This window comes from Streptomyces pseudovenezuelae (assembly GCF_001513955.1).
Classification (GTDB): Bacteria; Actinomycetota; Actinomycetes; order Streptomycetales; family Streptomycetaceae; genus Streptomyces; species Streptomyces pseudovenezuelae.
In genome coordinates this window covers 1,343,041-1,367,210 of sequence record NZ_KQ948144.1, presented here as the reverse complement: position 1 = coordinate 1,367,210, position 24,170 = coordinate 1,343,041, and the positions used below count along the sequence as shown (strand labels likewise).

18 protein-coding genes, 1 tRNA gene and 1 pseudogene are annotated in these 24,170 nt (G+C 69.4%); 12 read left to right on the top strand and 8 right to left on the bottom strand.

Features of this window, described 5'->3' with window-relative positions:
- Window positions 1–9 precede the first annotated feature (9 nt).
- Entirely contained in the window at window positions 10–144 is a 135-nt protein-coding gene (locus AQI94_RS43865; protein WP_107064294.1) for an SPW_0924 family protein, read from the bottom strand.
- A 145-nt stretch (window positions 145–289) separates the two neighbouring features.
- A complete protein-coding gene (locus AQI94_RS05990) occupies window positions 290–2,008 on the bottom strand; it encodes a lytic transglycosylase domain-containing protein (protein ID WP_031051683.1) in 1,719 nt (572 codons plus the stop codon).
- A 308-nt stretch (window positions 2,009–2,316) separates the two neighbouring features.
- Here AQI94_RS05990 and AQI94_RS05985 point away from each other — a divergent pair, with 308 nt between their 5' ends.
- Window positions 2,317–3,162 carry a DUF4184 family protein gene (locus AQI94_RS05985; protein WP_031051684.1) on the top strand — a complete coding sequence of 282 codons (846 nt, stop codon included), beginning with the start codon at window positions 2,317–2,319 and terminating at the stop codon, window positions 3,160–3,162.
- Between the two features lie 737 nt (window positions 3,163–3,899).
- Here AQI94_RS05985 and polA read toward each other — a convergent pair.
- Window positions 3,900–6,629, bottom strand: a complete 2,730-nt coding sequence (gene polA, locus AQI94_RS05980; protein WP_031041916.1) for a DNA polymerase I — start codon at window positions 6,627–6,629, stop codon at window positions 3,900–3,902.
- 167 nt (window positions 6,630–6,796) lie between these two features.
- Here polA and AQI94_RS05975 point away from each other — a divergent pair, with 167 nt between their 5' ends.
- The 8 genes from AQI94_RS05975 to AQI94_RS05940 all read left to right on the top strand — a co-directional run bounded on the left by AQI94_RS05975 (window position 6,797) and on the right by AQI94_RS05940 (window position 16,722).
- Window positions 6,797–9,076 (top strand): FdhF/YdeP family oxidoreductase, encoded by a 2,280-nt coding sequence (locus AQI94_RS05975; protein ID WP_031041920.1) that lies wholly within the window; start codon window positions 6,797–6,799, stop codon window positions 9,074–9,076.
- 52 nt (window positions 9,077–9,128) lie between these two features.
- Window positions 9,129–9,590, top strand: a complete 462-nt coding sequence (locus tag AQI94_RS05970) for a PaaI family thioesterase (protein ID WP_031041923.1) — start codon at window positions 9,129–9,131, stop codon at window positions 9,588–9,590.
- Between the two features lie 591 nt (window positions 9,591–10,181).
- A complete protein-coding gene (locus AQI94_RS05965) occupies window positions 10,182–10,868 on the top strand; it encodes a hypothetical protein (RefSeq protein ID WP_031041925.1) in 687 nt (228 codons plus the stop codon).
- 226 nt (window positions 10,869–11,094) lie between these two features.
- Window positions 11,095–12,315, top strand: coding sequence for a branched-chain amino acid ABC transporter substrate-binding protein (locus AQI94_RS05960; protein ID WP_031041927.1), 1,221 nt, complete (start codon window positions 11,095–11,097; stop codon window positions 12,313–12,315).
- Between the two features lie 135 nt (window positions 12,316–12,450).
- Window positions 12,451–13,380 carry a branched-chain amino acid ABC transporter permease gene (locus tag AQI94_RS05955; RefSeq protein ID WP_031041929.1) on the top strand — a complete coding sequence of 310 codons (930 nt, stop codon included), beginning with the start codon at window positions 12,451–12,453 and terminating at the stop codon, window positions 13,378–13,380.
- A gap of 5 nt (window positions 13,381–13,385) precedes the next feature.
- Window positions 13,386–15,155 (top strand): branched-chain amino acid ABC transporter permease, encoded by a 1,770-nt coding sequence (locus AQI94_RS05950; protein ID WP_051832040.1) that lies wholly within the window; start codon window positions 13,386–13,388, stop codon window positions 15,153–15,155.
- A 41-nt stretch (window positions 15,156–15,196) separates the two neighbouring features.
- A complete protein-coding gene (locus AQI94_RS05945) occupies window positions 15,197–16,009 on the top strand; it encodes an ABC transporter ATP-binding protein (protein ID WP_199814307.1) in 813 nt (270 codons plus the stop codon).
- The gene (locus AQI94_RS05940; RefSeq protein WP_031041935.1) at window positions 16,006–16,722 is read left to right on the top strand and encodes an ABC transporter ATP-binding protein; all 717 of its coding nucleotides are present in this window, start codon (window positions 16,006–16,008) and stop codon (window positions 16,720–16,722) included. Before AQI94_RS05945 ends, AQI94_RS05940 begins: the two co-directional genes overlap by 4 nt.
- A gap of 70 nt (window positions 16,723–16,792) precedes the next feature.
- Here AQI94_RS05940 and AQI94_RS05935 read toward each other — a convergent pair whose 3' ends face one another.
- Entirely contained in the window at window positions 16,793–17,449 is a 657-nt protein-coding gene (locus tag AQI94_RS05935; protein WP_031041938.1) for an ANTAR domain-containing response regulator, read from the bottom strand.
- A 101-nt stretch (window positions 17,450–17,550) separates the two neighbouring features.
- Here AQI94_RS05935 and AQI94_RS05930 point away from each other — a divergent pair.
- Both AQI94_RS05930 and AQI94_RS05925 read left to right on the top strand, forming a co-directional pair.
- Window positions 17,551–17,623, top strand: a tRNA-Leu gene (locus tag AQI94_RS05930).
- A 155-nt stretch (window positions 17,624–17,778) separates the two neighbouring features.
- Window positions 17,779–18,501, top strand: coding sequence for a hypothetical protein (locus AQI94_RS05925; RefSeq protein ID WP_051832037.1), 723 nt, complete (start codon window positions 17,779–17,781; stop codon window positions 18,499–18,501).
- A gap of 3 nt (window positions 18,502–18,504) precedes the next feature.
- Here AQI94_RS05925 and pyk read toward each other — a convergent pair whose 3' ends face one another.
- On the bottom strand, window positions 18,505–19,941 hold the full coding sequence (gene pyk / locus AQI94_RS05920) for a pyruvate kinase (RefSeq protein ID WP_031041943.1): 1,437 nt from the start codon (window positions 19,939–19,941) through the stop codon (window positions 18,505–18,507).
- A 144-nt stretch (window positions 19,942–20,085) separates the two neighbouring features.
- Complete coding sequence (locus tag AQI94_RS05915) at window positions 20,086–20,781, bottom strand: SIMPL domain-containing protein (protein ID WP_031041946.1); 696 nt, start codon at window positions 20,779–20,781, stop codon at window positions 20,086–20,088.
- Window positions 20,782–20,932: 151 nt separating this feature from the next.
- On the opposite strand from AQI94_RS05915, the gene AQI94_RS05910 reads away from it, so the two are divergent.
- Complete coding sequence (locus tag AQI94_RS05910; RefSeq protein WP_031041949.1) at window positions 20,933–22,732, top strand: bifunctional metallophosphatase/5'-nucleotidase; 1,800 nt, start codon at window positions 20,933–20,935, stop codon at window positions 22,730–22,732.
- On the opposite strand, the gene AQI94_RS05905 is transcribed toward AQI94_RS05910, so the two are convergent.
- A complete protein-coding gene (locus tag AQI94_RS05905) occupies window positions 22,729–23,877 on the bottom strand; it encodes a GDSL-type esterase/lipase family protein (RefSeq protein ID WP_031041951.1) in 1,149 nt (382 codons plus the stop codon). The genes AQI94_RS05910 and AQI94_RS05905 overlap by 4 nt on opposite strands.
- Window positions 23,878–23,928: 51 nt before the next feature.
- Window positions 23,929–24,170 (bottom strand): annotated as a pseudogene (locus AQI94_RS45490) (lysine 6-monooxygenase); the annotation flags it as partial.

Genomic DNA, 24,170 nt, shown 5'->3' with positions numbered 1-24,170 from the left:
GGCGGACGGTTACGGGTGTGCGGGGACGGTCGTCAGCAGGGGTTTCGGAGAGGTCCCGCCCGTCTGCCGGCCCATCGCGGTGATCGTGAGGACCAGGGCGAGCGCGAGGGCGAGACCGGTGGCGGCGGCGATCAGGGCGCGCATGTCTGCCTCCCTGCGGGCGGGAACTGATACATCGTCAGGTCCGGCACCGTAGCAACGCCCGGGCGAGATGAGAACAGGTCGCACACGCACGGAGGGCGCCCGGTCCGCCGTAGCGGAAAGGACGCCCTCCGGAGTGGTCCGCGTACTACGAACTCGCGCTGGGGCTCGGCGAGGGGCTCGCGGAGGTGTCCGCGGCCGCCGCCACGGTCAGCGTCACGTCGAGCGTCGCACCGCCCGCGGTGGTGATGCGGAGCACGAAGGTGCCGGTGGTGTCGTCGGAGTAGAGCTGCGGCAGCTTCAGCAGTCCGTCCGCGTCCGTCGTGAGGCCCGTCAGGGTGCGGACGGTCTTGCCGTCGGCGTCCTTGAAGTACGGCCCCTTGTCGTTCTCGGTCGCGTCGTCGGCCGACTTGATCAGGGTGGCGGTGACGGCGACCTTGTCGGCGACGGCCTTCTTGTAGGTGGCCTTCACCTGGACCGCGTCGGCGAACTGGCCGCCGGGGGTGCAGGTCAGCGCGGTGTCGGTGGTGCGGACGAGGACGTCGGCGACGCGCTGGGTGACGGTGGCCGAGTAGATCGGCCCGGTGACCGTACGCCCGATGAGGGTCGCCCTGACCGCGAAACTGCCGGTGGTCTCGCCCGCCTGGAGCGCGGGCGCGGTGGCCACGCCGGAGCTGTCGGTCAGCGCGGTGGCGACCTTCTCGCCGCCGGTGAAGGTGGCGTCGGTGTCGCCGACGATCGTGTAGCGGATCCGGACCTTGGCGACGCCCTTGCCGGCGGCGTTCTCCGCCTTGGTGCTGATCTTCTCGGTGAACGCGTCGCCGGCCATGGCGGCGAGCTTCGCGGTGCCCGAGTCCGCCAGGTGGTCCACGGACTGGGTGGGGGTGGCGGGAGTCGTCGGGGGCGGCGTGGTGGGGGTCCCCGGCGAGGGCGGGGTGGTCGACGGCGGGGTCGGGCTCGGCGAGCCGGGCCTGCTCGGCTTCGAGGTGTGCGGCGTCGAGGGCGACGCCGGCGTGGAGGGCGAACCGCTGCTGCCGTCGCTGCGGCTGTCCGGGACGGTGCCGGTGCCGTCGGGGATCTCGTGGGTGCCCTTGCGGAAGTACTCAAGCCAGGACCGGACCGTGTTGAGGTAGGCCCGCGACGGGTTGTAGCTGAGGACCGCCCTGTCCAGGTCACCGTCGGTCGACAGGTCCCAGCCGTTGCGGCACAGGTAGTGGCCGGCGGCGAGGGAGGCGTCGTAGACGTTGTTCGGGTCCTTCACCCCGTCGCCGTTGCCGTCACGCCCGGCCCACGCCCAGGTGGACGGGATGAACTGCATGGGCCCGACGGCCGAGTCGTAGGCGCTGTTGCCGTCGTAGGCGCCGTTGTCGGTGTCCTTGATGAGCGCGAAGCCGTTGCCGTCGAGCTGCGGGCCGAGAATCCTGGAGGTCGTGGTGCCGTCGGCGTCGACGCGGCCGCCGCGGGCCTGGCCCGACTCCACCTGACCGATGGCGGCGAGGAGTTGCCAGGGCAGGTTGCAGCCGGGCTTGGACTCCTGGAGTTCGGCCGCGGCCTTCTTGTAGGCGTCGAGGACGGTCGCGGGTATGCCCGCCTCGGACTCGACCGGAGCGGAGGTGGAGGTGCCGTCGGTCGGCGCGGGGCTCGGGGTGTTCAGCGGCGGCAGGTCCGTGTAGTACGGCGACTTGCCGGTCGCGCCGTTCCCGGCGGACGGGTCGGGAGAGGCTTCGGCACCGGCGGCGGTCGATCTGCCGTTGTCGTCGGCCGTGACTCCCGGGGCCTGGGAGGCGGACAGTGCCGCGACCGCGAGTGCCGCCACGGCGGTGGTCGTCGCCCCTTTGGCCAGCCTCCTGCCGAATTGCGCCGCCATAAAGTGAACCCCTCCTGTGGACGCCCGAGCGTCCGTCTCCGTCAGTCGCTCTCGTCCAGTTGTGACAGTCGAACCGTCCTGGAGGTTGCCCCTGTGACGCGTGACAATTCCTGATTCGCTCGTTCGACCGAGCTCCCCAGCGCGGTGACCCGTGTGACCCTACGACAACTTCCTTTTCACGGACACCGGTTCGTGCCCGATATTCACCGGTTGGCCATGTTCGATCGGTGCGGGCCCGCGTCACCCATACTGGACGGAGCCGATCACCCGGGCCGCCGCCCGGCCAACACCCGCCGCGAGGAGCCCCGTTGCCGTTCACCTTGAGCCATGCGGCGGCGGTACTGCCCGCGGTGCGCACCGACGGAACGGGGCGGGGCCGACTGGTTCCGGCCGTGCTCGTGGCCGGATCCTTCTCGCCGGACATGACCTATTACGCGGCAAGTGTCGTGCCCGGGGCGATGGAGTTCGGCACCGTCACGCACTCCTTCCCGGGCGTCTTCACGATCGACGTGCTCGTCGCCTGGGCGCTGGTGGGCCTGTGGCTGCTGCTGCGGGAGCCACTGGTGGCCCTGCTGCCCCGCGGGCGGCAGGGCAGACCGGCGGCGCTGCTGCGCTGCGGCACGCCCCGCGCACGCGTGCATACGGCTCTGACCGCGCGCTGGTACGCCTCCGCCACCGTCGGAGCGCTGACGCATGTCGTGTGGGACGCGTTCACGCACCACGACCGGTGGGGGATGCGGCTGTTCCCCGTCCTGGGCCGGGAGGTGGCCGGCTCCCCTCTGTACTGGTATCTCCAGTACGGCGGTTCGGCACTGGCCGCAGTGGTGATCACCGTGTTCTGCGTGCGCGCACTGCGCCGGGCACCCGTGGCGACCCCGCCGCGGGGCGTCCCCGTGCTGTCGGTGCCGGACCGGTGGTGGGCCGTGACCGTCATCGGAGGCTGCATGACCGTCGGCGCGCTGCGGCGGGCCTCGCGGTGGTGGGCGGAGTGGGGCGCCACCGCCAAGCCCTGGGAACTGATCCCGGCCCTCTGCTTCGGCGCGGGCGCCGGCCTGGTGCTCGGGGTACTGCTGTACGCCGCGGGCGTCAGGCTGTGGCGCCCGGCCCCGGCGTCCGACGCCCGGGAAGAAACCCCTCTCCCGCTCGCTCGCTGACGACGTCCGCGGCCGCGGTGAACACCGTCATGGTGGGCAGCGGACGGGACCGGGGCAGCAAGGTGAGCGCGAGAGCGAGATAACCCAGCACCAGCTCGGCCCACAGCCGGGGTCCGGACGCCTCCTCCTGTCCCCCCGCGCCGCGGCGCCGGCCTCTCCCGAGACGAACCGGGATACGGGGGCCTGCCGCCCTGGCTCGCGCCGTACGCAGGAGCGCCGCCAGATCGAACGGAACACGAGCGGTACTCGCGGCGACCGCATGAACCGGAACGGACCGCTGCGCGGGGGCCGGCCGGCGGTGGAGCATGCGTATACCCATGACGGCATCCTGGCCGGGGGGCGAGGTGAGGGGGTTGTTGTGGGGTCCACGCGAGTGACGGTCGCCGGGCAGCTGCGCTGGGCTTGGGCGGGGCGCCTATGGGGGTGCGGGGTTCGGTCGTGGTGCGGGTGCGCGTCCGTCGTGGCTGGTCGCGCAGTTCCCCGCGCCCCTAGGGGGGTGCAGTGACGCGTGCCACGACGAAGCGTTGGCCGGGTGCGGCGAGAAGGGGACGGGGTGGGGGGTGTCCGCCCGCAGCGGCCGGCGTCCGTTACAGGGAACAGCCAAAGCAGCAGAACCGCCGGACCGAGGACGGATACCCCCCACCCCGTCCCCGACCCACAACCCACCCACCCCCCAGGGGCGCGGGGAACTGCGCAAAAACGCCCGCCCCCACACACCCGCACCCAACCGCCGGAGGCTAGTGCGCTGCGGACTCCCAGTCCGCCCCATCTCCCACCGAAACCCCCAACGGCACCCGCAGACGCACAGCGTCGGACATCTCCCGTCGGACGATCTCCTCCGCGACCCCCCGCTCCCCCGGCGCGACCTCCAGCACGATTTCGTCGTGGACCTGCAGCAGCATGCGCGAGGCGAGCCCGGCCTCCCGCAGCGCCCCGTCCACCTTGAGCATCGCGATCTTGACGATGTCCGCCGCCGTGCCCTGGATCGGCGCGTTGAGTGCCATCCGCTCGGCCGCCTCACGCCGCTGCCGGTTGTCGCTGTTGAGGTCGGGCAGATACCGCCGGCGCCCGAAGAGCGTCGCCGTGTACCCGGTCGCCCGCGCCTCGTCGACGGCCCGCCGCAGATAGTCCCGCACCCCGCCGAACCGCTCGAAGTACGCGTCCATCAACGCCCGCGCCTCTCCCGCGTCGATGTTCAGCTGCTGCGAGAGCCCGAACGCGGACAGCCCGTACGCCAGCCCGTACGACATGGCCTTGATCTTCCGCCGCATCTCCGCGTCGACCCCACCGGGCTCCACGGCGAACACCTGCGAGGCGGCGGTCGTGTGCAGGTCCTCCCCCGAGGTGAACGCCTCGATGAGTCCCTCGTCCTCGGACAGGTGGGCCATCACCCGCAGCTCGATCTGGCTGTAGTCCGCGGTCATGAGGGACTCGAAGCCGTCCCCCACCACGAACCCGCGCCGGATCGCCCGCCCCTCGTCCGTACGGACCGGGATGTTCTGGAGGTTCGGATCGGTCGACGACAGACGCCCTGTCGCCGCGACCGTCTGGTTGAACGTCGTATGGATACGGCCGTCCGCGGCGATCGTCTTGATCAGGCCCTCGACGGTCACCCGCAGCTTGGCCTGCTCACGGTGCCGGAGCATGATCACCGGCAGTTCGTTGTCCGTCTGGGTCGCCAGCCACGCGAGCGCGTCGGCGTCCGTGGTGTACCCGGTCTTCGTCTTCTTCGTCTTCGGCAGGCCGAGCTCACCGAAGAGAACCTCCTGGAGCTGCTTGGGCGAGCCGAGGTTGAACTCGTGACCGGCCGCCGCGTGCGCCTCCTTCACGGCCTGCTGCACCGCCCCGGCGAACATCTGCTCCATGGCTTCCAGGTGAGCCCGGTCGGCGGCGATGCCGTGCCGCTCCATGCGGGCCAGCAGGGCGGAGGTGGGCAGCTCCATGTCCCGCAGCAGATCCGCCGCCCCGACCTCCTCCAGGCGGCCCTCGAAGGCCGTACCCAGATCGAGGACGGCCCGCGCCTGGATCATCAGCGCCTCGGCCTCGGCGCCGTCGTCCGCACCGAAGGCGAGCTGCCCGTCGGCCGCGGCGGCGGGCGCCAGCTCACGGCCCAGGTACTCCAGCGACAGTGCGTCCAGGTCGAAGGACCGGCGCCCCGGCTTGACGAGGTACGCGGCCAGCGCGGTGTCCATGCCGACTCCGGCGACGCTCCAACCGTGCTCGGCGAAGACCCGCATGGCGCCCTTGGCGTTGTGCAGCACCTTGGGCCGCCCGGCGTCGGCGAGCCAGGCCGCCCACGCCCGCTCGTCGGCCTCGTCCAGCTCGGACGGGTCGAACCAGGCGGCGGCCCCGCCGGACGCGGCGAGCGCGACCTCGGCGACCGATCCGGTGCCCAGCGCCCAGGTGTCGACCGTGGCGAGACCGAGCGGCTGCCCCGCGCCGTGCTCGGCGAGCCAGGCAGCCAGCTCACCGGTGCCGAGCACCGTGCCGTCCACCGCCACGCCGGGCGCGGCGACCGGGGCACCCTCGGCCTCCTCCGCGCCGGGGTCCACGGCCAGCAGCCGCTCCCGCAGCGAGGGGTTCCTGATCTCCAGGGTGTCCAGGATCATCGCGAGCGACTTGCGGTCGTACGGGGCGCGCTCCAGGTCGGTGACCGTCTTCGGCAGCTCCACCGTGCGCACCATCTCGGTGAGGCGGCGGTTGAGCTTGACGGCCTCCAGGTGGTCGCGGAGGTTCTGCCCGGCCTTGCCCTTGACCTCCTCGACGCGCTCGACCAGCTCCACGAACGAACCGAACTGGTTGATCCACTTCGCGGCGGTCTTCTCGCCGACGCCGGGGATGCCGGGGAGGTTGTCGGACGGGTCGCCGCGCAAGGCGGCGAAGTCGGGGTACTGGGCGGGCGTCAGACCGTACTTCTCGAACACCTTCTCCGGGGTGAACCGGGTCAGCTCCGAGACGCCCTTGGTCGGGTACAGCACGGTGGTGTGCTCGGAGACCAGCTGGAAGGAGTCGCGGTCGCCGGTGACGATCAGCACGTCGAAGCCCTCGGCCTCGGCCTGGGTGGCGAGCGTGGCGATGACGTCGTCGGCCTCGAAGCCGTCGACCGCGAAGCGCGAGACGTGCATCGCGTCGAGGAGCTCACCGATCAGCTCGACCTGGCCCTTGAACTCGTCCGGGGTCTTGGAGCGGTTGGCCTTGTACTCCGTGAACTCCTCGGAACGCCAGGTCTTGCGGGACACGTCGAAGGCCACCGCGAAGTGCGTGGGCTCCTCGTCGCGCAGGGTGTTGGCCAGCATCGAGGCGAAGCCGTAGATCGCGTTCGTCGGCTGGCCGGTCGCGGTGGTGAAGTTCTCCGCGGGCAGCGCGAAGAACGCGCGATAGGCCAGCGAGTGCCCGTCCATGAGCATCAGGCGCGGGCGGCTGCCGCCGGGGCTGTTGTCGGTCTTCTTCGCTGCTGTCTCTGCCACGCCCCCGATCCTGCCACGCCCCACTGACAGTCGGACCCGCCCGCCGCCGACGCCACGCGAGGCCGGACGCCGTCACCGCTCACCGTGGGCCCGGCAAACGCCGTTGTCACCGGCGCGTGCGAGGATCGGAGACGTACCTCACAGGTGTGTGCGAAGGAGAGAGCCCGATGGCCACGAAGCCGCCCAAAGGTGATCCGGTTCAGGACGCTCCGCAGGTCACCGACCCCAAGCACGCGGCGGCGGGACTGCCCGCCATCGGGCACACGCTGCGGATGGCGCAGCAGCAGATGGGCGTGAAGCGCACCGCGCTGACACTGCTGCGGGTCAACCAGAAGGACGGCTTCGACTGCCCCGGCTGCGCCTGGCCGGAGCCCGAGCACCGGCACGCGGCCGAGTTCTGCGAGAACGGCGCGAAGGCGGTCGCCGAGGAAGCCACCCTGCGCCGGATCACCCCCGAGTTCTTCGCCGCGCACCCCGTCGCCGACCTCGCGACCAGAAGCGGCTACTGGCTCGGGCAGCAGGGGCGGCTCACCCACCCCATGTACGTCCCCGAGGGCGGCACCCACTACGAACCGGTGACCTGGGAGCGCGCCTTCGACATCATCGCCGAGGAGATCGCCGCCCTCGGCTCTCCCGACGAGGCCGTCTTCTACACCTCGGGCCGCACCAGCAACGAGGCAGCGTTCCTGTACCAGCTCTTCGCCCGCGAGCTCGGCACGAACAACCTGCCGGACTGCTCCAACATGTGCCACGAGTCGTCCGGTTCGGCACTCAGCGAGACCATCGGCATCGGCAAGGGCAGCGTCCTGCTCGACGACCTCTACCAGGCCGACCTGATCATCGTCGCCGGGCAGAACCCCGGGACCAACCACCCCCGCATGCTCTCCGCGCTGGAGAAGGCCAAGGCGAACGGCGCGAAGATCATCAGCGTCAATCCGCTGCCCGAGGCCGGCCTGGAGCGCTTCAAGAACCCGCAGACCCCGCAGGGCATGGTCAGGGGCGCCGCCCTCACCGACCTGTTCCTGCAGATCCGCATCGGTGGCGACCAGGCCCTCTTCCGCCTCCTCAACAAGCTGATCCTGCAGACGCAGGGAGCCGTCGACGAGTCCTTCGTCCGCGAACACACCCACGGCTACGAGGAGTTCGCCGAGGCCGCCCGCGCCGCCGACTGGGACGAGACACTCACCGCGACCGGTCTCACGCGCGCGGAGATCGAGAAGGCCCTCGCCATGGTCCTCGCCTCCGAGCGGACCATCGTCTGCTGGGCCATGGGCCTCACCCAGCACAAGCACTCCGTGCCGACCATCCGCGAGGTCGTCAACTTCCTCCTCCTGCGCGGCAACATCGGCCGTCCCGGCGCCGGCGTCTGCCCGGTCCGCGGCCACTCCAACGTCCAGGGCGACCGCACCATGGGCATCTTCGAGCGCCCCGCGCCCGCCTTCCTGGACGCCCTGGAGAAGGAGTTCGGCTTCGCCCCGCCCCGCGAGCACGGCTTCGACGTGGTGCGCGCCATCCGCGCCCTGCGCGACGGCGAGGCCAAGGTCTTCTTCGCCATGGGCGGCAACTTCGTCTCCGCCTCGCCCGACACCGACGTCACCGAGGCGGCCATGCGGCGGGCCCGGCTGACCGTGCACGTGTCGACCAAGCTCAACCGCTCGCACGCGGTCACGGGCGCGCGTGCCCTGATCCTGCCCACCCTCGGCCGCACCGAGCGCGATCTCCAGGGCAGCGGCGAGCAGTTCGTGACCGTCGAGGACTCCATGGGCATGGTGCACGCCTCCCGCGGCCGCCTGGAGCCCGCGAGCGGACAGCTGCTGTCCGAGCCCGCCATCGTCGCCCGCCTGGCCCGCCGGGTCCTCGGGGAGAGCAGCAGGACCCCCTGGGAGGAGTTCGAGAAGGACTACGCCACCATCCGCGACCGCATCGCCCGCGTGATCCCCGGCTTCGAGGACTTCAACGCGCGCGTGGCCCGCCCCGGCGGCTTCACCCTGCCGCACGCCCCGCGCGACGAGCGCCGCTTCCCCACCGCCACCGGCAAGGCCAACTTCACCGCCGCGCCCGTCGAGCACCCCGAGCTGCCCGAGGGCCGGCTGCTGCTGCAGACACTGCGCTCGCACGACCAGTACAACACCACGATCTACGGCCTCGACGACCGTTACCGGGGCATCAAGAACGGCCGCCGGGTGGTCCTGGTCAACCCCGAGGACGCCGACCGGCTCGGGCTCGCCGACGGGTCGTACGTCGACCTCGTCAGCGAGTGGAAGGACGGCGTGGAGCGGCGGGCTCCCGGGTTCCGGGTCGTGCACTACCCGACCGCCCGGGGATGCGCGGCCGCGTACTACCCCGAGACCAACGTCCTGGTTCCGCTGGACGCGACCGCCGACACCAGCAACACCCCGGCCAGCAAGTCCGTCGTGGTGCGTCTGGAACAATCGGCGACCGACTGAGCGTTTGCTCAGCGCAGACAGTCGTAGCTACCAGGACGAACGGAGCCCGCCCATGGGTGAGCAGCAGCACGCCACGTTCCCGCAGGAGGTCATCGACGAGTACGCGGCGCTCGGCGTCGACCTCGTCGCCATGTTCTCCGCCGGGCACCTGGGCACCCGCATGGGCGTGCAGATCGTCGAGGCCTCGGCGGACCGGGTCGTCGGCACCATGCCCGTCGAGGGCAACACCCAGCCGTACGGCCTGCTGCACGGAGGCGCCTCGGCCGTGCTCGCCGAGACCCTCGGGTCCGTCGGCTCCATGCTGCACGCCGGAAGCTCCAAGATCGCCGTCGGCGTCGACCTGAACTGCACCCACCACCGCGGGGTGCGCTCGGGGCTGGTGACCGGGGTGGCCACACCGGTGCACCGCGGACGGTCCACCGCGACCTACGAGATCGTGATCAGCGACGAGGAGCAGCGCCGCGTCTGCACCGCCCGCCTCACCTGCCTCCTGCGGGACGCCCCCACCCGCTGAGAACCGTCCGGCGCACCACGTCGGCGTCGCGCGAACCGGCCCACCCCCCTGCGACGCCGACGTCACCTGCCGGCCCACACTCCCGCACAACCCCGGGGCCCCGGGACCGCAAGAGAATCCGGCCGCCCGACCAGCCCGACATCACGCGTGCCGCCCCACCCCTAGAAGCCCCCCGCCAGCGACTCCCCATGCCGGAGCACCCCCGGCCGCCAGTACCGGCCACGCGACCAAGCCGGCAGCGCGCCCGCCTCTCCGCCCCCGGCACCCTCCCCTGCCTCGCGCCGCCCCCACGCCCTCCCGCACAACCCGGGCCGCCCCGCCCCTCGAAGCCCCCGACAGCGACTCCCCACGCCGGGGCAACTCCGCACGGACACCCCCCGCCGCCCGTACCGGCCACGCGACCAAGCCGGCATCGCGCCCGCAGAACCGCACAGGACGCGATCCGTCCCGGCCTCACGCCGCCCCCACGCACCACCCCCACTCACCCCCGCCCAAAACCAAGATCTCCCGCCCCGCAGATCCGGCCCGACAGACAGGCGCCGGGGCGTGCTCCGGCTGGGCACGGGCCCCCGGCTCGCCTACCGTTCTCCCATGACCGGTATCGGCCCCGTCGAGCCCGTCGACTCCTCCGATCGCGAGGAGAGTTACGACGTCATCGGCACCGACGGGCCCCGGCTGACGGACCGTTGGAGCGCGCGGTGGCGCGGCCTGCCGCCGCGCACCCGCAGGGCCACCCTGACCGCCACGACAATCGCCCTGCTCGCGGCCGGAGTTCTCCTCCCCCGCACCCTCTCCGGGGACCAGCGCCCCGAACCCGAAGACACCCCCGTCCCCTGGCCCGCCAACGTCACCGCCTGGCGGTACCTGGGACCCGCCGGACTGCCCGAACCCCCCGGCACCCGCCCCACCAGCGGCCGCTTCCGCTTCGCCGTCGACGTCCGCGGCGGGCCCCCCGTCACCCTCCAGGTCACCGGCGCCGCATTCACCGGCCTCACCGCCCACGCCCTGCCCGACGCCTTCACCGTGCACCCCGGCACGACACGCCGGGTCACCGTGGAGATATCGGTTTCGGACTGTTCGGTGCTGCCCCAGAATGCCGACCTACCATTTCTTGACGTAACGCTCCGTAACGCGCGCGCAATACAGCATCACAGCTTCATCTTCGGCCAGGCGTACTCCCGCGACCTTTTCCGGCTCCTCCGGGGCGCCTGCGCCGCGACACCGGCGCCACAGCCCGGACGGCCAACCGGAAGTGCAGGTTCTCAAAATGCGGACTGAGGGAGTAACCCACCAAACCGGCTGAGAGCCCCCTCCACGGAAGCCCGTCATCCATCACGTCATAACAAGAAAGTCACAAGCCAGTCCACAGCCATGCCGCTGCCCGCAAACCGGGCTTAGAGTCACGGCCAGTCACCGCTCCATCGGGAGTTCGGTAAAGCGCGGGCACCAGCCGCACCCACGAGGGCGCGCCTGCCTGCGGAAAGGAATGATTGTGCGACGTTCCATGGTGATCCTGACCTCCGTCATGGCGACGGGGGCTCTCACACTCACCGCCTGCGGCTCCCGAGACGACAAGGGCGGCGACAGCGACAACGGGGGTGGCACCACCCTCACCATCGGCGTGGACGCCCCGCTGTCCGGCGAGAACTCCACCACCGGTCTCGGTATCCAGTACGGCGCCCAGATCGCCGTCGACGACGCCAACAAGAACAAGCTCGTCCCCGGCGTCACCTTCAAACTGAAGGCCTTCGACGACAAGGCGCAGCCGGCCACCGGCCAGTCCAACGCCACCGCCATCACCGGCGACAAGACCGCCGTCGGCGCCGTCGGCCCGCTGAACTCCGGCGTCGCCCAGTCGATGCAGCAGGTGTTCGCCTCGGCCAACATGGTCGAGATCTCCCCCTCGAACACCAACCCCGCCCTGACCCAGGGCAAGGACTGGCAGACGGCCAAGAAGCGTCCCTACAAGACGTACTTCCGCACCGCCACCACCGACGAGCTCCAGGGCAGCTTCGCCGCCGACTACGCGTACAACGGCCTCAAGAAGAAGAAGGTCTTCGTCGTCGACGACAAGCAGACCTACGGCGCCGGCCTCGCCAAGATCTTCAACGAGCAGTTCAAGAAGCTCGGCGGCAGCGTGGTCGGCACCGACCACGTCAACACCGGCGACAAGGACTTCGGCTCCCTCGTCACCAAGATCAAGACCTCCAAGGCCGACCTGGTCTACTACGGCGGCCAGTACGACGAGTCCTCGCTGATCACCAAGCAGATGAAGGACGGCGGAGTCAAGATCCCGCTCTTCGGCGGCGACGGCATGTTCGCCTCCACCTACATCGAGACCGCGGGCGCCGCCTCCGAGGGCGACCTCGCCACCGCCGTCGGCGTCCCCGCCGACACCCTGCCCGCCGCCAAGACGTTCATCGAGACGTACAAGTCCAAGGGCTACAAGGGTGACTACGGCGCCTACGGCGCGTACTCCTACGACGCCGCCACCGCCATCATCAAGGCCGTGAAGGCCGCCGTCGACGCCAACGGCGGTAAGGTCCCCAGCGACATCAACGCCCTGCGCTCCTCCGTCGTCGACGGTGTCCAGAAGTCCGACTTCGAGGGCATCTCCGGCAAGGTCTCCTTCGACGAGTACGGCGACACCACCAACAAGCAGCTGACCGTCTACCAGGTCACCAAGGGTGCGTGGAAGGCCGTGAAGACCGGCACCGCCAGCTAGTCCCGGCCTCGACGGCAACAGCACCACCTCACCACGGGCCGCGCGGAAGGGGACCCCGACCGCGCGGCCCTTGCCACACCCCACCCCAGCACGCCACACGTGCACACGACCACCAGCGACAATGGAGGCCACGCGGTGAACACCCTGCCGCAGCAGCTGGCCAACGGGCTGCTTCTAGGCTCGATGTACGGGCTGATCGCCATCGGCTACACGATGGTGTACGGCATCGTCCAGCTCATCAACTTCGCGCACGGCGAGATCTTCATGACCGGCGCCTTCGGCGCCTTCACGGTCTACTTCTACATCCTTCCCGACGGCGTCTCGATGGCCGTCGCCGTCCCCCTGATGCTGGTCGGCGGCGGCATCGTCGCGATCCTCATCGCGGTCGGAGCGGAACGGTTCGCCTACCGGCCCCTGCGCGGAGCACCACGGCTCGCACCGCTCATCACCGCGATCGGCCTCTCCCTGGCCCTCCAGGAAGTCGTCCGCAACTTCTACCCCGGCGCCGACCGCGCGGTCGCCTTCCCCGGCCTCGACGCCACCCACGAGATCGGCTCCGTCACCATCAAGGACGCCGACATCTTCCTCATCGTGGCCGCCATCATCTGCATGTCCGCCCTCGCCTTCTTCGTCCGCAAGTCCCGCACCGGCCGCGCCATGCAGGCCACCGCCCAGGACCCGGACACCGCACAGCTCATGGGCATCGACACCAACCGCATCATCGTCATCGCCTTCGCCATCGGCGGCTTCTTCGCCGCGGTCGCAGCCGTCGCCTACGGCCTCAAGTACGGCAACATCGACTACCGCATGGGCTTCCTGATGGGCCTCAAGGCCTTCACCGCCGCCGTCCTCGGCGGCATCGGCAACATCTACGGCGCCATGCTCGGCGGCCTCGTCCTCGGCGTCGCCGAGACCCTCGCCTCCGCCTACATCGACGGCATCCCCGGCATGGACAAGCTCGGCGGCCAGAGCTGGGCCAACGTCTGGGCCTTCGCCCTCCTCATCATCGTCCTCCTCGTCAGGCCACAAGGCCTGCTCGGCGAACGCGTAGCGGACAGGGCGTGATCACGATGACCGACACCACCACCCGCGGCCTGATCCCCCTGCCGCTCGCAGCGGCCCGCGCACTCCTCCTCGCCGGAGGCATCGCCACCGCCGCCTCCGCCTTCCTCGCCTGGACCTGGACCAGCGAGTTCCCCGGCGACCTCACCTACACCGGCTACCCCGGCGGCCTCCAGTGGCTGACCTTCATCGCCGGCCTCCTCACCACGGTGTTCGCCCTCGCCGCCTACGACGTCCCCGGCCTGCGCGGACTCATCCCCGCCCGCAACAACGCCCCCCTGGTGCTCACCGCCCTCGGCGGCTTCGGCGTCACCTGGTACACGGTCGTCTCGATCGCCGCCGAACTCGGCGGACTCGCCAACCTCGAACCGGGCGGCTGGATCGCGGCCATCGCCTCCCTCCTCCCCGTCATCGGCGCCTTCGCCCTCCCCGAGCCCCGCACCTCGAACACCGACGCGCTGCTCAAGGCCTACATCGCCAAGCCCGACAACATCCCCGCACCCGCACCCATCAGCCCCTGGGTCGAGCGCGCCATCATCACCCTCGCCACCATCGTCGGCCTCGCCGTCTTCACCTACGGCATCGACACCGAATACGGCGAACTCTTCGTCGGCTTCCTCATCGTCGTCGTCTTCGCCGTCTGGGCCCTGCACACCGCAGGCCTCATGGACCGCTTCTCCCGGATCGTCGCCCACAACCGCAGCTTCACGCTCGCCATGGGCTTCGCCGCCGCGATCGCGTTCCCCTTCACCCAGACCGACGACCACTACGCCAACATCGGCGTCAACATCCTGATCTTCGGCACCGTCGCCCTCGGCCTCAACATCGTCGTCGGCCTCGCCGGACTCCTCGACCTCGGATACGTCGCCTTCCTCGGCGTCGGCGCCTACACCGCCGCCCTCGTCTCCGGCTCCGAGTTCTCCCGCTTCTCCGGCGTCCACTTCCCCTTCTGGGCCGCCGCACTCGCCGGCGCCGCCGCATCGCTCATCTTCGGCGTCCTCATCGGCGCCCCCACCCTGCGCCTGCGCGGCGACTACCTCGCCATCGTCACCCTCGGCTTCGGAGAGATCTTCCGCATCGCCGTGAACAACATGGACGGCGAATCCGGCCCCGACATCACCAACGGCCCCAACGGCATCCCGTCGATCCCGGACCTCAACTTCTTCGGGTTCAACCTCGGCCAGGCCCACGACATCGCCGGCTTCACCATCGGCCGCTTCGCCAACTACTACCTGCTCATGGTGCTGATCATGGCCATCGTGGTCCTGGTCTACACCCGCGCCGCCGACTCCCGAATCGGCCGCTCCTGGATCGCCATCCGCGAGGACGAGACCGCCGCCACCGCCATGGGCATCAACGGCTTCCGCGTCAAGCTCATCGCCTTCGCCCTCGGCGCCGCCCTCGCCGGCCTCGCCGGCACCGTCAGCGCCCACGTCACCTACAGCGTCGTCCCGACGCCGTACCAGTTCGCGGGCTCGACACCCCCCAACTCGGCGTTCCTCCTCGCCGCCGTCGTCCTCGGCGGCATGGGCACCGTCGCAGGCCCCATCCTCGGCGCGGCACTCCTGTACCTGCTCCCGGAGAAACTCGTCTTCCTCCAGGACAAGTCACTGCTCGCCTTCGGCATCGCCCTCATCCTGCTGATGCGCTTCCGCCCCGAAGGCATCATCGCCAACCGCCGCCGCCAACTCGAATTCCACGAGACCGGCCAACTCGACGTACCAGAAACAACAACACTGACCGGCGAACCGGCCGCCGTCACCAAGGCGGGGGCGTGAGCACCGTGACGACACCAGTACTCGAAGCCCGCAACGTCACCATGCGCTTCGGCGGCCTCACCGCCGTCCGCTCGGTCGACTTCACCGTCAACGCAGGCGAAATCGTCGGCCTCATCGGCCCCAACGGCGCCGGCAAGACCACCTTCTTCAACTGCCTGACAGGCCTGTACGTCCCCACGGAAGGCACGGTCTCCTACAAGGGCACCGTCCTCCCGCCCAAGCCCCACCTCGTGACCCAGGCCGGCATCGCCCGCACCTTCCAGAACATCCGCCTCTTCGCCAACATGACGGTCCTCGAAAACGTCCTCGTAGGCCGCCACACCCGCACCAAGGAAGGCCTCTGGTCCGCCCTCCTGCGCGGCCCCGGCTTCAAGAAGGCGGAAAAGGCCAGCGAAGAACGCGCCATGGAACTCCTGGAGTTCATCGGCCTGGAGGCCAAGCGCGACCACCTCGCCCGCAACCTCCCCTACGGCGAACAGCGCAAGCTCGAAATCGCCCGCGCCCTCGCCTCCGAGCCCGGCCTGCTCCTCCTCGACGAACCCACCGCCGGCATGAACCCCCAGGAGACGCGAGCCACCGAAGAGTTGGTCTTCGCCATCCGCGACAAGGGCATCGCCGTCCTCCTCATCGAGCACGACATGCGCTTCGTCTTCAACCTCTCCGACCGCGTCGCCGTCCTCGTCCAGGGCGAAAAACTCGTCGAAGGCACCTCCGACGTCGTCCAGGCCGACGAACGCGTCATCGCCGCCTACCTCGGCGAACCCTTCGAAGGCGACCCCGGCGCGAGCGAAACCGCCGAAGTCGACGCGGCGGAAGCGCAAAGCACCACCAGCACCAAGGGAGAAGGCCAGTGACCGCACTCCTCGAAGTCGAGGACCTCCGGGTCTCCTACGGCAAGATCGAAGCCGTCAAAGGCATCTCCTTCAGCGTCGAAGCCGGCCAGGTCGTCACCCTCATCGGCACCAACGGCGCCGGCAAGACGACAACGCTGCGGACACTCTCGGGCCTGCTGAAGCCGACCTCCGGCAAGATCCTCTTCGACGGAAAGCCCCTCAGCGGCGTACCCGCCCACAAGATCGTCTCCTTCGGACTCGCCCACTCCCCCGAAGGCCGGCACATCTTCCCCCGCCTGACCATCTTCGAGAACCTCCAACTCGGAGCGTTCCTCAGGAAGGACAAGGAAGGGATCGAAAAGGACATACAGCGCGCCTACGAGCTCTTCCCGATCCTCGGCGAACGCCGCAACCAGGCAGCGGGCACCCTCTCCGGCGGCGAACAGCAGATGCTCGCCATGGGCCGCGCACTCATGTCCCAGCCGAAGCTCCTGATGCTGGACGAGCCCTCCATGGGCCTCTCCCCCATCATGATGCAGAAGATCATGGCGACCATCGTCGAACTCAAGTCCCAGGGCACGACGATCCTCCTCGTCGAACAGAACGCCCAGGCCGCCCTGTCCCTGGCCGACCAGGGACACGTCATGGAGGTCGGCAACATCGTGTTGTCCGGCACCGGCCAGGACCTGCTGCACGACGAGTCGGTCCGCAAGGCGTACCTCGGCGAAGACTGATTTTCGGCCGTACGACCGAGGCCCGCGCCCCCTGCTGGGGACGCGGGCCTCCGTCTTTGTCGCGTTCGGCTCAGCCCTTGTTCGCCTTCTTCTCATCGGCGTCCTGAATGACCGCCTCCGCGACCTGCTGCATCGACATGCGCCGGTCCATCGACGTCTTCTGGATCCACCGGAACGCGGCGGGCTCCGTCAGACCGTACGACGTCTGAAGAATCGACTTCGCCCGGTCCACCAGCTTGCGCGTCTCCAGACGCAGCGTCAGGTCGGCGACCTCGTTCTCCAGCTCCCGCAGCTCCGTGAACCGCGACACCGCCATCTCGATAGCCGGCACCACATCGCTCTTGCTGAACGGCTTCACGAGATACGCCATCGCACCGGCGTCCCGAGCCCGCTCCACCAGGTCGCGCTGCGAGAAAGCGGTGAGCATCAGCACGGGGGCGATGCGCTCCTCGGCGATCTTCTCAGCGGCGGAGATACCGTCCAGCTTGGGCATCTTCACGTCGAGGATCACGAGGTCCGGCTTGTGCTCACGGGCGAGCTCGACGGCCTGCTCGCCGTCACCTGCCTCGCCTACGACGCTGTAGCCCTCTTCCTCCAGCATCTCTTTGAGGTCGAGCCGGATCAGGGCCTCGTCCTCGGCAATGACGACACGGGTCGTCAGCGGAGGCACGTGCGACTTGTCGTCGTCGGGCGCGTCTACGGGCTGGGGCGACTCGGGGGCGGTCACGGGGGCTCCTCGTTCAGGGGCGGGGTACTGCTGACAAGAGACTACCTAGCTGCGGTAAGGTGGGGGCAAGGCGGGTGACCGCCGACCTTCGTATCGAAGGGGCCCCGGTAGCCCAGCGGTAGAGGCCATGGATTCAAAACCCATACAGCGTCGGTTCGAATCCGACTCGGGGCACTTTTCCTTGGATTCCAAGGTCGCCACTTGGAAGCGGATGTCCACGTTCTCGTGAACATCCGCTTTTTGCTGCGTGTCGCCGCAATGAACCTCGCAGAGTTGCGGGCATGGGACAACAGCACAGCCCTTCGATTCGCGCTCAAGCTGTCGCGCTGATGCGTCAGGGCATCCCCAACCGAACAGTCGCGGAGCGTCTGAACCTCCCACGCGGAACCGTCGGCTGGTGGCGCAGCGAAGACCGCAAGGCGCGCCGCGAGACATACCAGCAGTCCACCGACTGCCCTCGATGCACAGGGCGCCTGTTCGACGAACGGGCGTACGCCTACCTGCTGGGCCTCTACCTCGGGGATGGCCACATCATCTCGAAGCCCAAGCAACACCACCTGTCCGTCTTCTGCAACGCAACGCAGCCTGGCCTGATCGCTGCCGCTGAAGACGCAATACGCAAAGTGATGCCAATGCCCAGGGTCAATCAGCGCCACAAGGGCGGATGCGTCGAGGTCAAGTCGTACACCAAGCACGGGACATGCATGTTCCCCCAGCACGGCCCCGGCAAGAAGCACGAGCGCTCCATCGCCCTCGCCCCCTGGCAGCGGGTCATCGTCGACGCGCACCCCTGGGAGTTCATCCGGGGCCTCATCCACTCCGACGGATGCCGTATCACCAACTGGACGACCCGTCTCGTAGCCGGTGAGCGGAAGCGCTACGAATACCCCCGGTACTTCTTCACCAACCTGTCGGGCGACATCATCAGGCTCTTCACCGACACCCTTGACCAGGTGGGCGTCGACTGGAAGCGGGCGAACAGCCACAACATTTCGATCGCCCGCAAAGCCTCCGTAGCCCTGATGGACACCCACGTAGGCCCCAAGTACTGACCCCTATTTAGGACTGTCGTCCTCCCCGATGTGGTGCACGCGGACCAGGTTCGTCGAGCCCGACACCCCGGGCGGGGAGCCGGCCGTGATCACGACCACGTCGCCCTTCTCGCAGCGGCCGTACTGCAGGAGCAGCTCGTCCACCTGGTCCACCATCGCGTCCGTGGTGTCGACCTGCGGGCCGAGGAAGGTTTCCACGCCCCAGGTCAGGCTGAGCTGGGAGCGGGTCGCCGGTTCCGGGGTGAAGGCCAGGAGCGGGATCGGGGACCGGTACCGGGAGAGGCGGCGGACCGTGTCGCCCGACTGGGTGAAGGCGACCAGGAACTTCGCGCCGAGGAAGTCGCCCATCTCCGCGGCCGCCCGGGCGACGGCCCCGCCCTGGGTGCGGGGCTTGTTGCGTTCGGTCAGCGGGGGCAGGCCCTTCGCGAGGATGTCCTCTTCCGCGGCCTCGACGATCTTCGCCATCGTCCGGACCGTCTCGACCGCGTACTTGCCGACGCTCGTCTCGCCGGACAGCATCACCGCGTCCGTGCCGTCGATGACCGCGTTCGCGACATCGGACGCCTCCGCGCGCGTGGGGCGGGAGTTCTCGATCATGGAGTCGAGCATCTGGGTGGCGACGATCACCGGCTTGGCGTTCCGCTTCGCCAGCTTGATCGCGCGTTTCTGGACGAGCGGTACCTGTTCCAGCGGCATCTCGACGCCCAGGTCGCCGCGCGCGACCATGATGCCGTCGAAGGCGGCGACGATGTCGTCGATGGCCTCGACGGCCTGTGGTTTCTCCACCTTGGCGATGACAGGGAGCCGGCGTCCCGCGGAGTCCATGATGCGGTGGACGTCCTCGATGTCGCGGCCGCTGCGGACGAAGGACAGGGCGATCACGTCGAAGCCCATGCGCAGGGCCCAGCGGAGGTCTTCCTCGTCCTTCTCCGAGAGTGCCGGGACCGAGACGGCCACGCCGGGGAGGTTGAGGCCCTTGTGGTCCGAGACCATGCCGCCCTCGATCACTCTGGTGTGGACGCGGGGTCCGTCCACGGAGGTGACTTCCAGGCAGACTTTGCCGTCGTCGACGAGGATGCGTTCGCCCACGGAGACATCGGTGGCGAGGCCGCCGTAGGTCGTCCCGCAGGATCGCTGGTCGCCCTCCGCGCCCTCCTCCGCGGTGATGGTGAAGGTGTCGCCGCGTTCAAGGAGTACGGGTCCTTCGGTGAAGTGGCCGAGGCGGATCTTCGGGCCCTGAAGGTCGGCGAGGAGGCCGACGCTGCGGCCGGTCTCGTCGGAGGCCTTGCGGACGCGGTGGTACCGCTCCTCGTGCTCGGCGTAGCTGCCGTGGCTGAGGTTGAAGCGGGCTACGTCCATTCCGGCGTCGACCAGGGCTTTGATCTGGTCGTATGTGTCGACGGCGGGGCCCAGGGTGCTGACGATCTTTGCTCGGCGCATGTTTCGAGCCTAGACCTTACCGACGGGTAGGGAATTGGGTGGGCATGACTACTCAACAACCTTTGGGTGAAGGGTTGTTGACAAGGGTTGAAGTGTGCGCTGCTGCGCTCCGATGAGCATTCCGAATGCAAATTCGAGTGGTTCTCACAGTTGGGGTGGTGCCATGGTGAAGCGTGCGTTGACCTGGGCGTGGACGTGTTGGCGTTGGGGTTCGAGGTCGAGGGGGGCGGCTCCCGCGTCCGCGTGGGCTTCGTAGGCCATGGAGCGGGCGCGGCTGGCTTTGCCGACGAAGCGGGGTTCGGGGTCCTCGGCGCCGATGTCGGCGAGTTCCACCAGGGAGGCGAGGGAGGTGCCCAGAGCTTCGGCGTACTCCTTGGCCCGCTGGACGGCTTCCCGTACGGCCTGTTGGCGGGCTTCCCGGTAGGCGGGTGAGTCGCGGCGCAGGGCCCACCACGGTCCGTCGACCGTGGTCAACTCCTGGTCGGCCAGTCGGGTCGTCAGTTCTCCCAGTGCGGTGAAGTCGGTCAGTTCGGCTGTGATGTGGACGCGGCCGTGGTGGGCGTGGACGCGTTCGCCGCGGCCGTGTTCCTTGAGTTCGGGGGTGACGGAGAAGGAGCCGGTTTCGAGGTGTTCGACGGTGTCGCCGTAGGACTTGAGCAGGTCGAGGGCGGTGGCGTTGCGGCGGGTGAGGTCGTCGAGGGCGGTGCGGCGGTCCTTGCCGCGGGAGGTGACGGTGATGCTGATGCGGGCGATCTCGGGGTCGACTTCGAGGTGGGCTTCGCCGCGGACGGCGATGCGGGGGGCGTCGGGGGTGCCGTAGGGAACGGAGTCGGTGGCCATAACGACCCACTGTGTCAGTTGTTGGCCGGTTACGGACCTGGTCGGTCGCTGGTTGGGTCATCAGATCGAAACCTGCGGGGACTGTTGCCGTTCGCCATGTGCGGGTCAGAATCTACGCGCGTTGTTGACCGTTCCCCGAGGAGATCAAGACATGGCCTTGAACCGCAGGAAGTTCCTGGAGAAGTCCGCCGTGACCGGTGCCGGTGTGGCGCTGGCCGGTGCCGTGGGTGCCCCGGCGGCCCAGGCCGCGGAGGTCGGCAAGGGGCGCGAGAAGCGGTACTCGCTGACCGTGATGGGCACCACCGACCTGCACGGTCATGTCTTCAACTGGGACTACTTCAAGGACGCGGAGTACAAGGACACCGCGGGCAACGCGCAGGGTCTGTCGCGGATCTCGACGCTGGTGAACCAGGTCCGTGCGGAGAAGGGCCGCTGCAACACTCTGCTGCTCGACGCGGGCGACACGATCCAGGGCACGCCGCTGACGTACTACTACGCGAAGGTCGACCCGATCACCGCGAAGGGTGGTCCCGTCCACCCGATGGCCGCCGCGATGAACGCGATCGGGTACGACGCGGTGGCGCTCGGGAACCACGAGTTCAACTACGGCATCGAGACGCTGCGGAAGTTCGAGGAGCAGTGCGACTTCCCGCTGCTCGGGGCGAACGCGCTGGACGCGAAGACGCTGAAGCCCGCTTTCCCGCCGTACTTCATCAAGACCTTCCGTGTGAAGGGCGCGCCGCCGGTGAAGGTCGCGGTGCTGGGTCTCACCAATCCGGGGATCGCGATCTGGGACAAGGCGTACGTGCAGGGAAAGCTGACGTTCCCGGGGCTCGAGGAGCAGGCGGCGAAGTGGGTGCCGAAGCTGCGGTCGATGGGTGCGGACGTCGTGGTGGTGTCGGCGCACTCGGGTTCGTCGGGGACGTCGTCGTACGGTGACCAGCTGCCGTACGTCGAGAACTCCGCGGCGCTGGTGGCGCAGCAGGTGCCGGGGATCGACGCGATCCTGGTGGGGCACGCGCATGTGGAGATCCCGGAGCTCAAGGTCACCAATGCCAGGACCGGGAAGACGGTCGTGCTGTCGGAGCCGCTGGCGTACGCGGAGCGGCTGTCGCTGTTCGACATCGAGCTGGTCTTCGCGAAGGGCCGCTGGAGCGTCGAGTCCGTCGCGTCCAAGGTGCTGAACTCGAACTCCGTCGCCGACGACCCGAAGATCACCAAGCTGCTGAAGGCCGACCATGACGTGGTCGTGAAGTACGTGAACCAGGTGGTCGGTACGGCGACCGAGACGCTGACGACGGTGGAGGCGCGCTACAAGGACGCGCCGATCATCGACCTGATCACGAAGGTCCAGGAGGACGTGGTCAGGGCGGCGCTGGCGGGCACGGAGTACGCCTCGCTGCCGGTCATCGCGCAGGCCTCGCCCTTCTCCCGTACCTCGGAGATCCCGGCCGGCGAGGTGACGATCCGGGATCTGTCGAGTCTGTACGTGTACGACAACACGCTGGTGGCGAAGCTGCTGACGGGTGCGCAGGTCAGGGCGTATCTGGAGTACTCGGCGGAGTACTTCGTGCGGACGGCGGCGGGTACGGCGGTCGACGTGGAGAAGCTGACGAACGCGAACAACCGTCCGGACTACAACTACGACTACGTGTCGGGGCTGTCGTACGACATCGACATCGCGCAGGCGGCCGGGTCGCGGATCAAGAACCTGACCTGGAACGGTGCGGCGTTGGACGACGCGCAGAAGTTCGTGTTCGCGGTGAACAACTACCGGGCGAACGGTGGCGGGGCGTTCCCGCACGTGGCCTCCGCCACCGAGCTGTGGTCGGAGTCGACGGAGATCCGGACGCGGATCGCGGAGTGGGTGACCGCGAAGGGTGTGCTGGACCCGAAGGACTTCGCGTCGGTGGACTGGAAGCTCACGCGGGACGGTACGCCGGTGTTCTAGAGGTCCAGGAGGGTGGTGTCCACGGCGTCGGCGATGGCTTTCGCGCCGGCGTCGTTGACGTGGAGGCCGTCGCCGGCGTTGTACTCGGCGCGGATCCGGTCGGGTTCGTCCGGGTCGGCGACGGCGGCGGCCACGTCCACGATCCCGTCGAAGGGGTGGTCGTCGCCGAGGAGCCAGGCGTTGACCTCGGCGCGCACGGCCTGGCCGCGCGGGGTGTCGTAGCCCTCGTGCACGGTGCCCCGGTAGGGGCCGATGGTGGCGCCGATGACGGTGAGTCCCGCGGTGTGGAGGCGGTCGGCGAGGGTGGTGAGGCCGGTCTTGAGCTCGGCAGCGGTGGGGCCTTCGGCGGGTTCGGGGTGGGCGAAGTGGCCGGGCAGGCCGAGGTCGTTGAGGCCGATGTGGACGATGACGTGGCTGACGCCGGGGACGGCGAGGACGTCGTGGTCGATGCGGGCGAGGAGGTGTTCGCCGACGGCGTCGGTGAGGAGCCGGTTGCCGGAGATGCCCGCGTTGACGATCCAGCCGTGGTCGAGGCGGCGGCTGAGCTGTCCGGGGAAGCTGTTGTCGGTGCCGGGGGTGGTGGCGGCGCCTTCGATCCAGGAGTCGCCGAAGGCCACGGCGATGCGGGTGCCGGCGGGGGCGAGGACGTCGACGCCGGCGAGGAGGTGGCCGGTGGCGAACTCCTCGGCGTCTTCGAGGAGTTGTGCGGAGAGCTGGTTGCCGGGGACGGCGTGTCCGGTGTCGTAGGGGATGGCGGTGAAGGTGGTGGGTCCGGTGTCGCCGGGCAGGTAGAGGCTCACCGAGAGTTCCTCGCCGGCGGTCACCGGTAGCTCTACGGGGTCGCTGACGATGTCCTCGCCTGCGGGGAGGGTGACGGTGGGTGCGCCGGAGAAGTGGAGCGGGGTGTCGCTGCCCGGGTCGATGCCGCTGCCTTTGGTGCGCAGGGCGAGGTGGGCGCCGCCGATCCGCAGGGGGGTGGCGCCGTAGCGGTTGGTCAGGCGGACGCGGACCGCCTCGCCGCCGCCTGCCAGACGCAGGGACTGGCGGACGGTCTGGTCGGTGAAGCCGCGGGACTCGAAGAGGGCGAGGCTCTCGTGGGGGCTGATGGCGGCGGCGCGGTGGGCGGCGGTCCAGGTGGTCGTCATGTGGGAGCCAACCGGAGCGGTGCCCGGGTTCTTCCGCCGCCGCCGGTTTTCCTACCGTCCTTCGACGAGGGGTGTGAGGACGGGGGCCTTGCGGGCGGGTGGGACGCGGGGCAGCCGGTCTTCGAGGCCGAAGGTGGTGAAGGCGGTGCGGGTGGGCAGGGGGTAGGCGTCCTTGCCGGTGAGGGTGTTGAGGATGGTGGCGCTGCGCCAGGCGGCGAGGCCGAGGTCGGGGGCGCCGACGCCGTGGGTGTGGCGTTCGGCGTTCTGGACGTAGACGTGGCAGTCGGCGCCGG

Excerpts from the sequence above, each read along its gene's own strand:
- AQI94_RS43865 (WP_107064294.1), bottom strand. The coding sequence starts at position 144 with ATGCGCGCCCTGATCGCCGCCGCCACCGGTCTCGCCCTCGCGCTCGCC.
- AQI94_RS05925 (WP_051832037.1), top strand. The coding sequence starts at position 17,779 with ATGCGTCAGGGCATCCCCAACCGAACAGTCGCGGAGCGTCTGAACCTC.
- AQI94_RS05915 (WP_031041946.1), bottom strand. The coding sequence starts at position 20,781 with ATGGCCACCGACTCCGTTCCCTACGGCACCCCCGACGCCCCCCGCATC.
- pyk (WP_031041943.1), bottom strand. The coding sequence starts at position 19,941 with ATGCGCCGAGCAAAGATCGTCAGCACCCTGGGCCCCGCCGTCGACACA.
- AQI94_RS05910 (WP_031041949.1), top strand. The coding sequence starts at position 20,933 with ATGGCCTTGAACCGCAGGAAGTTCCTGGAGAAGTCCGCCGTGACCGGT.
- AQI94_RS05975 (WP_031041920.1), top strand. The coding sequence starts at position 6,797 with ATGGCCACGAAGCCGCCCAAAGGTGATCCGGTTCAGGACGCTCCGCAG.
- AQI94_RS05950 (WP_051832040.1), top strand. The coding sequence starts at position 13,386 with ATGACCGACACCACCACCCGCGGCCTGATCCCCCTGCCGCTCGCAGCG.
- AQI94_RS05945 (WP_199814307.1), top strand. The coding sequence starts at position 15,197 with ATGCGCTTCGGCGGCCTCACCGCCGTCCGCTCGGTCGACTTCACCGTC.
- AQI94_RS05965 (WP_031041925.1), top strand. The coding sequence starts at position 10,182 with ATGACCGGTATCGGCCCCGTCGAGCCCGTCGACTCCTCCGATCGCGAG.
- AQI94_RS05960 (WP_031041927.1), top strand. The coding sequence starts at position 11,095 with ATGGTGATCCTGACCTCCGTCATGGCGACGGGGGCTCTCACACTCACC.
- AQI94_RS05990 (WP_031051683.1), bottom strand. The coding sequence starts at position 2,008 with ATGGCGGCGCAATTCGGCAGGAGGCTGGCCAAAGGGGCGACGACCACC.
- AQI94_RS05970 (WP_031041923.1), top strand. The coding sequence starts at position 9,129 with ATGGGTGAGCAGCAGCACGCCACGTTCCCGCAGGAGGTCATCGACGAG.
- AQI94_RS05905 (WP_031041951.1), bottom strand. The coding sequence starts at position 23,877 with ATGACGACCACCTGGACCGCCGCCCACCGCGCCGCCGCCATCAGCCCC.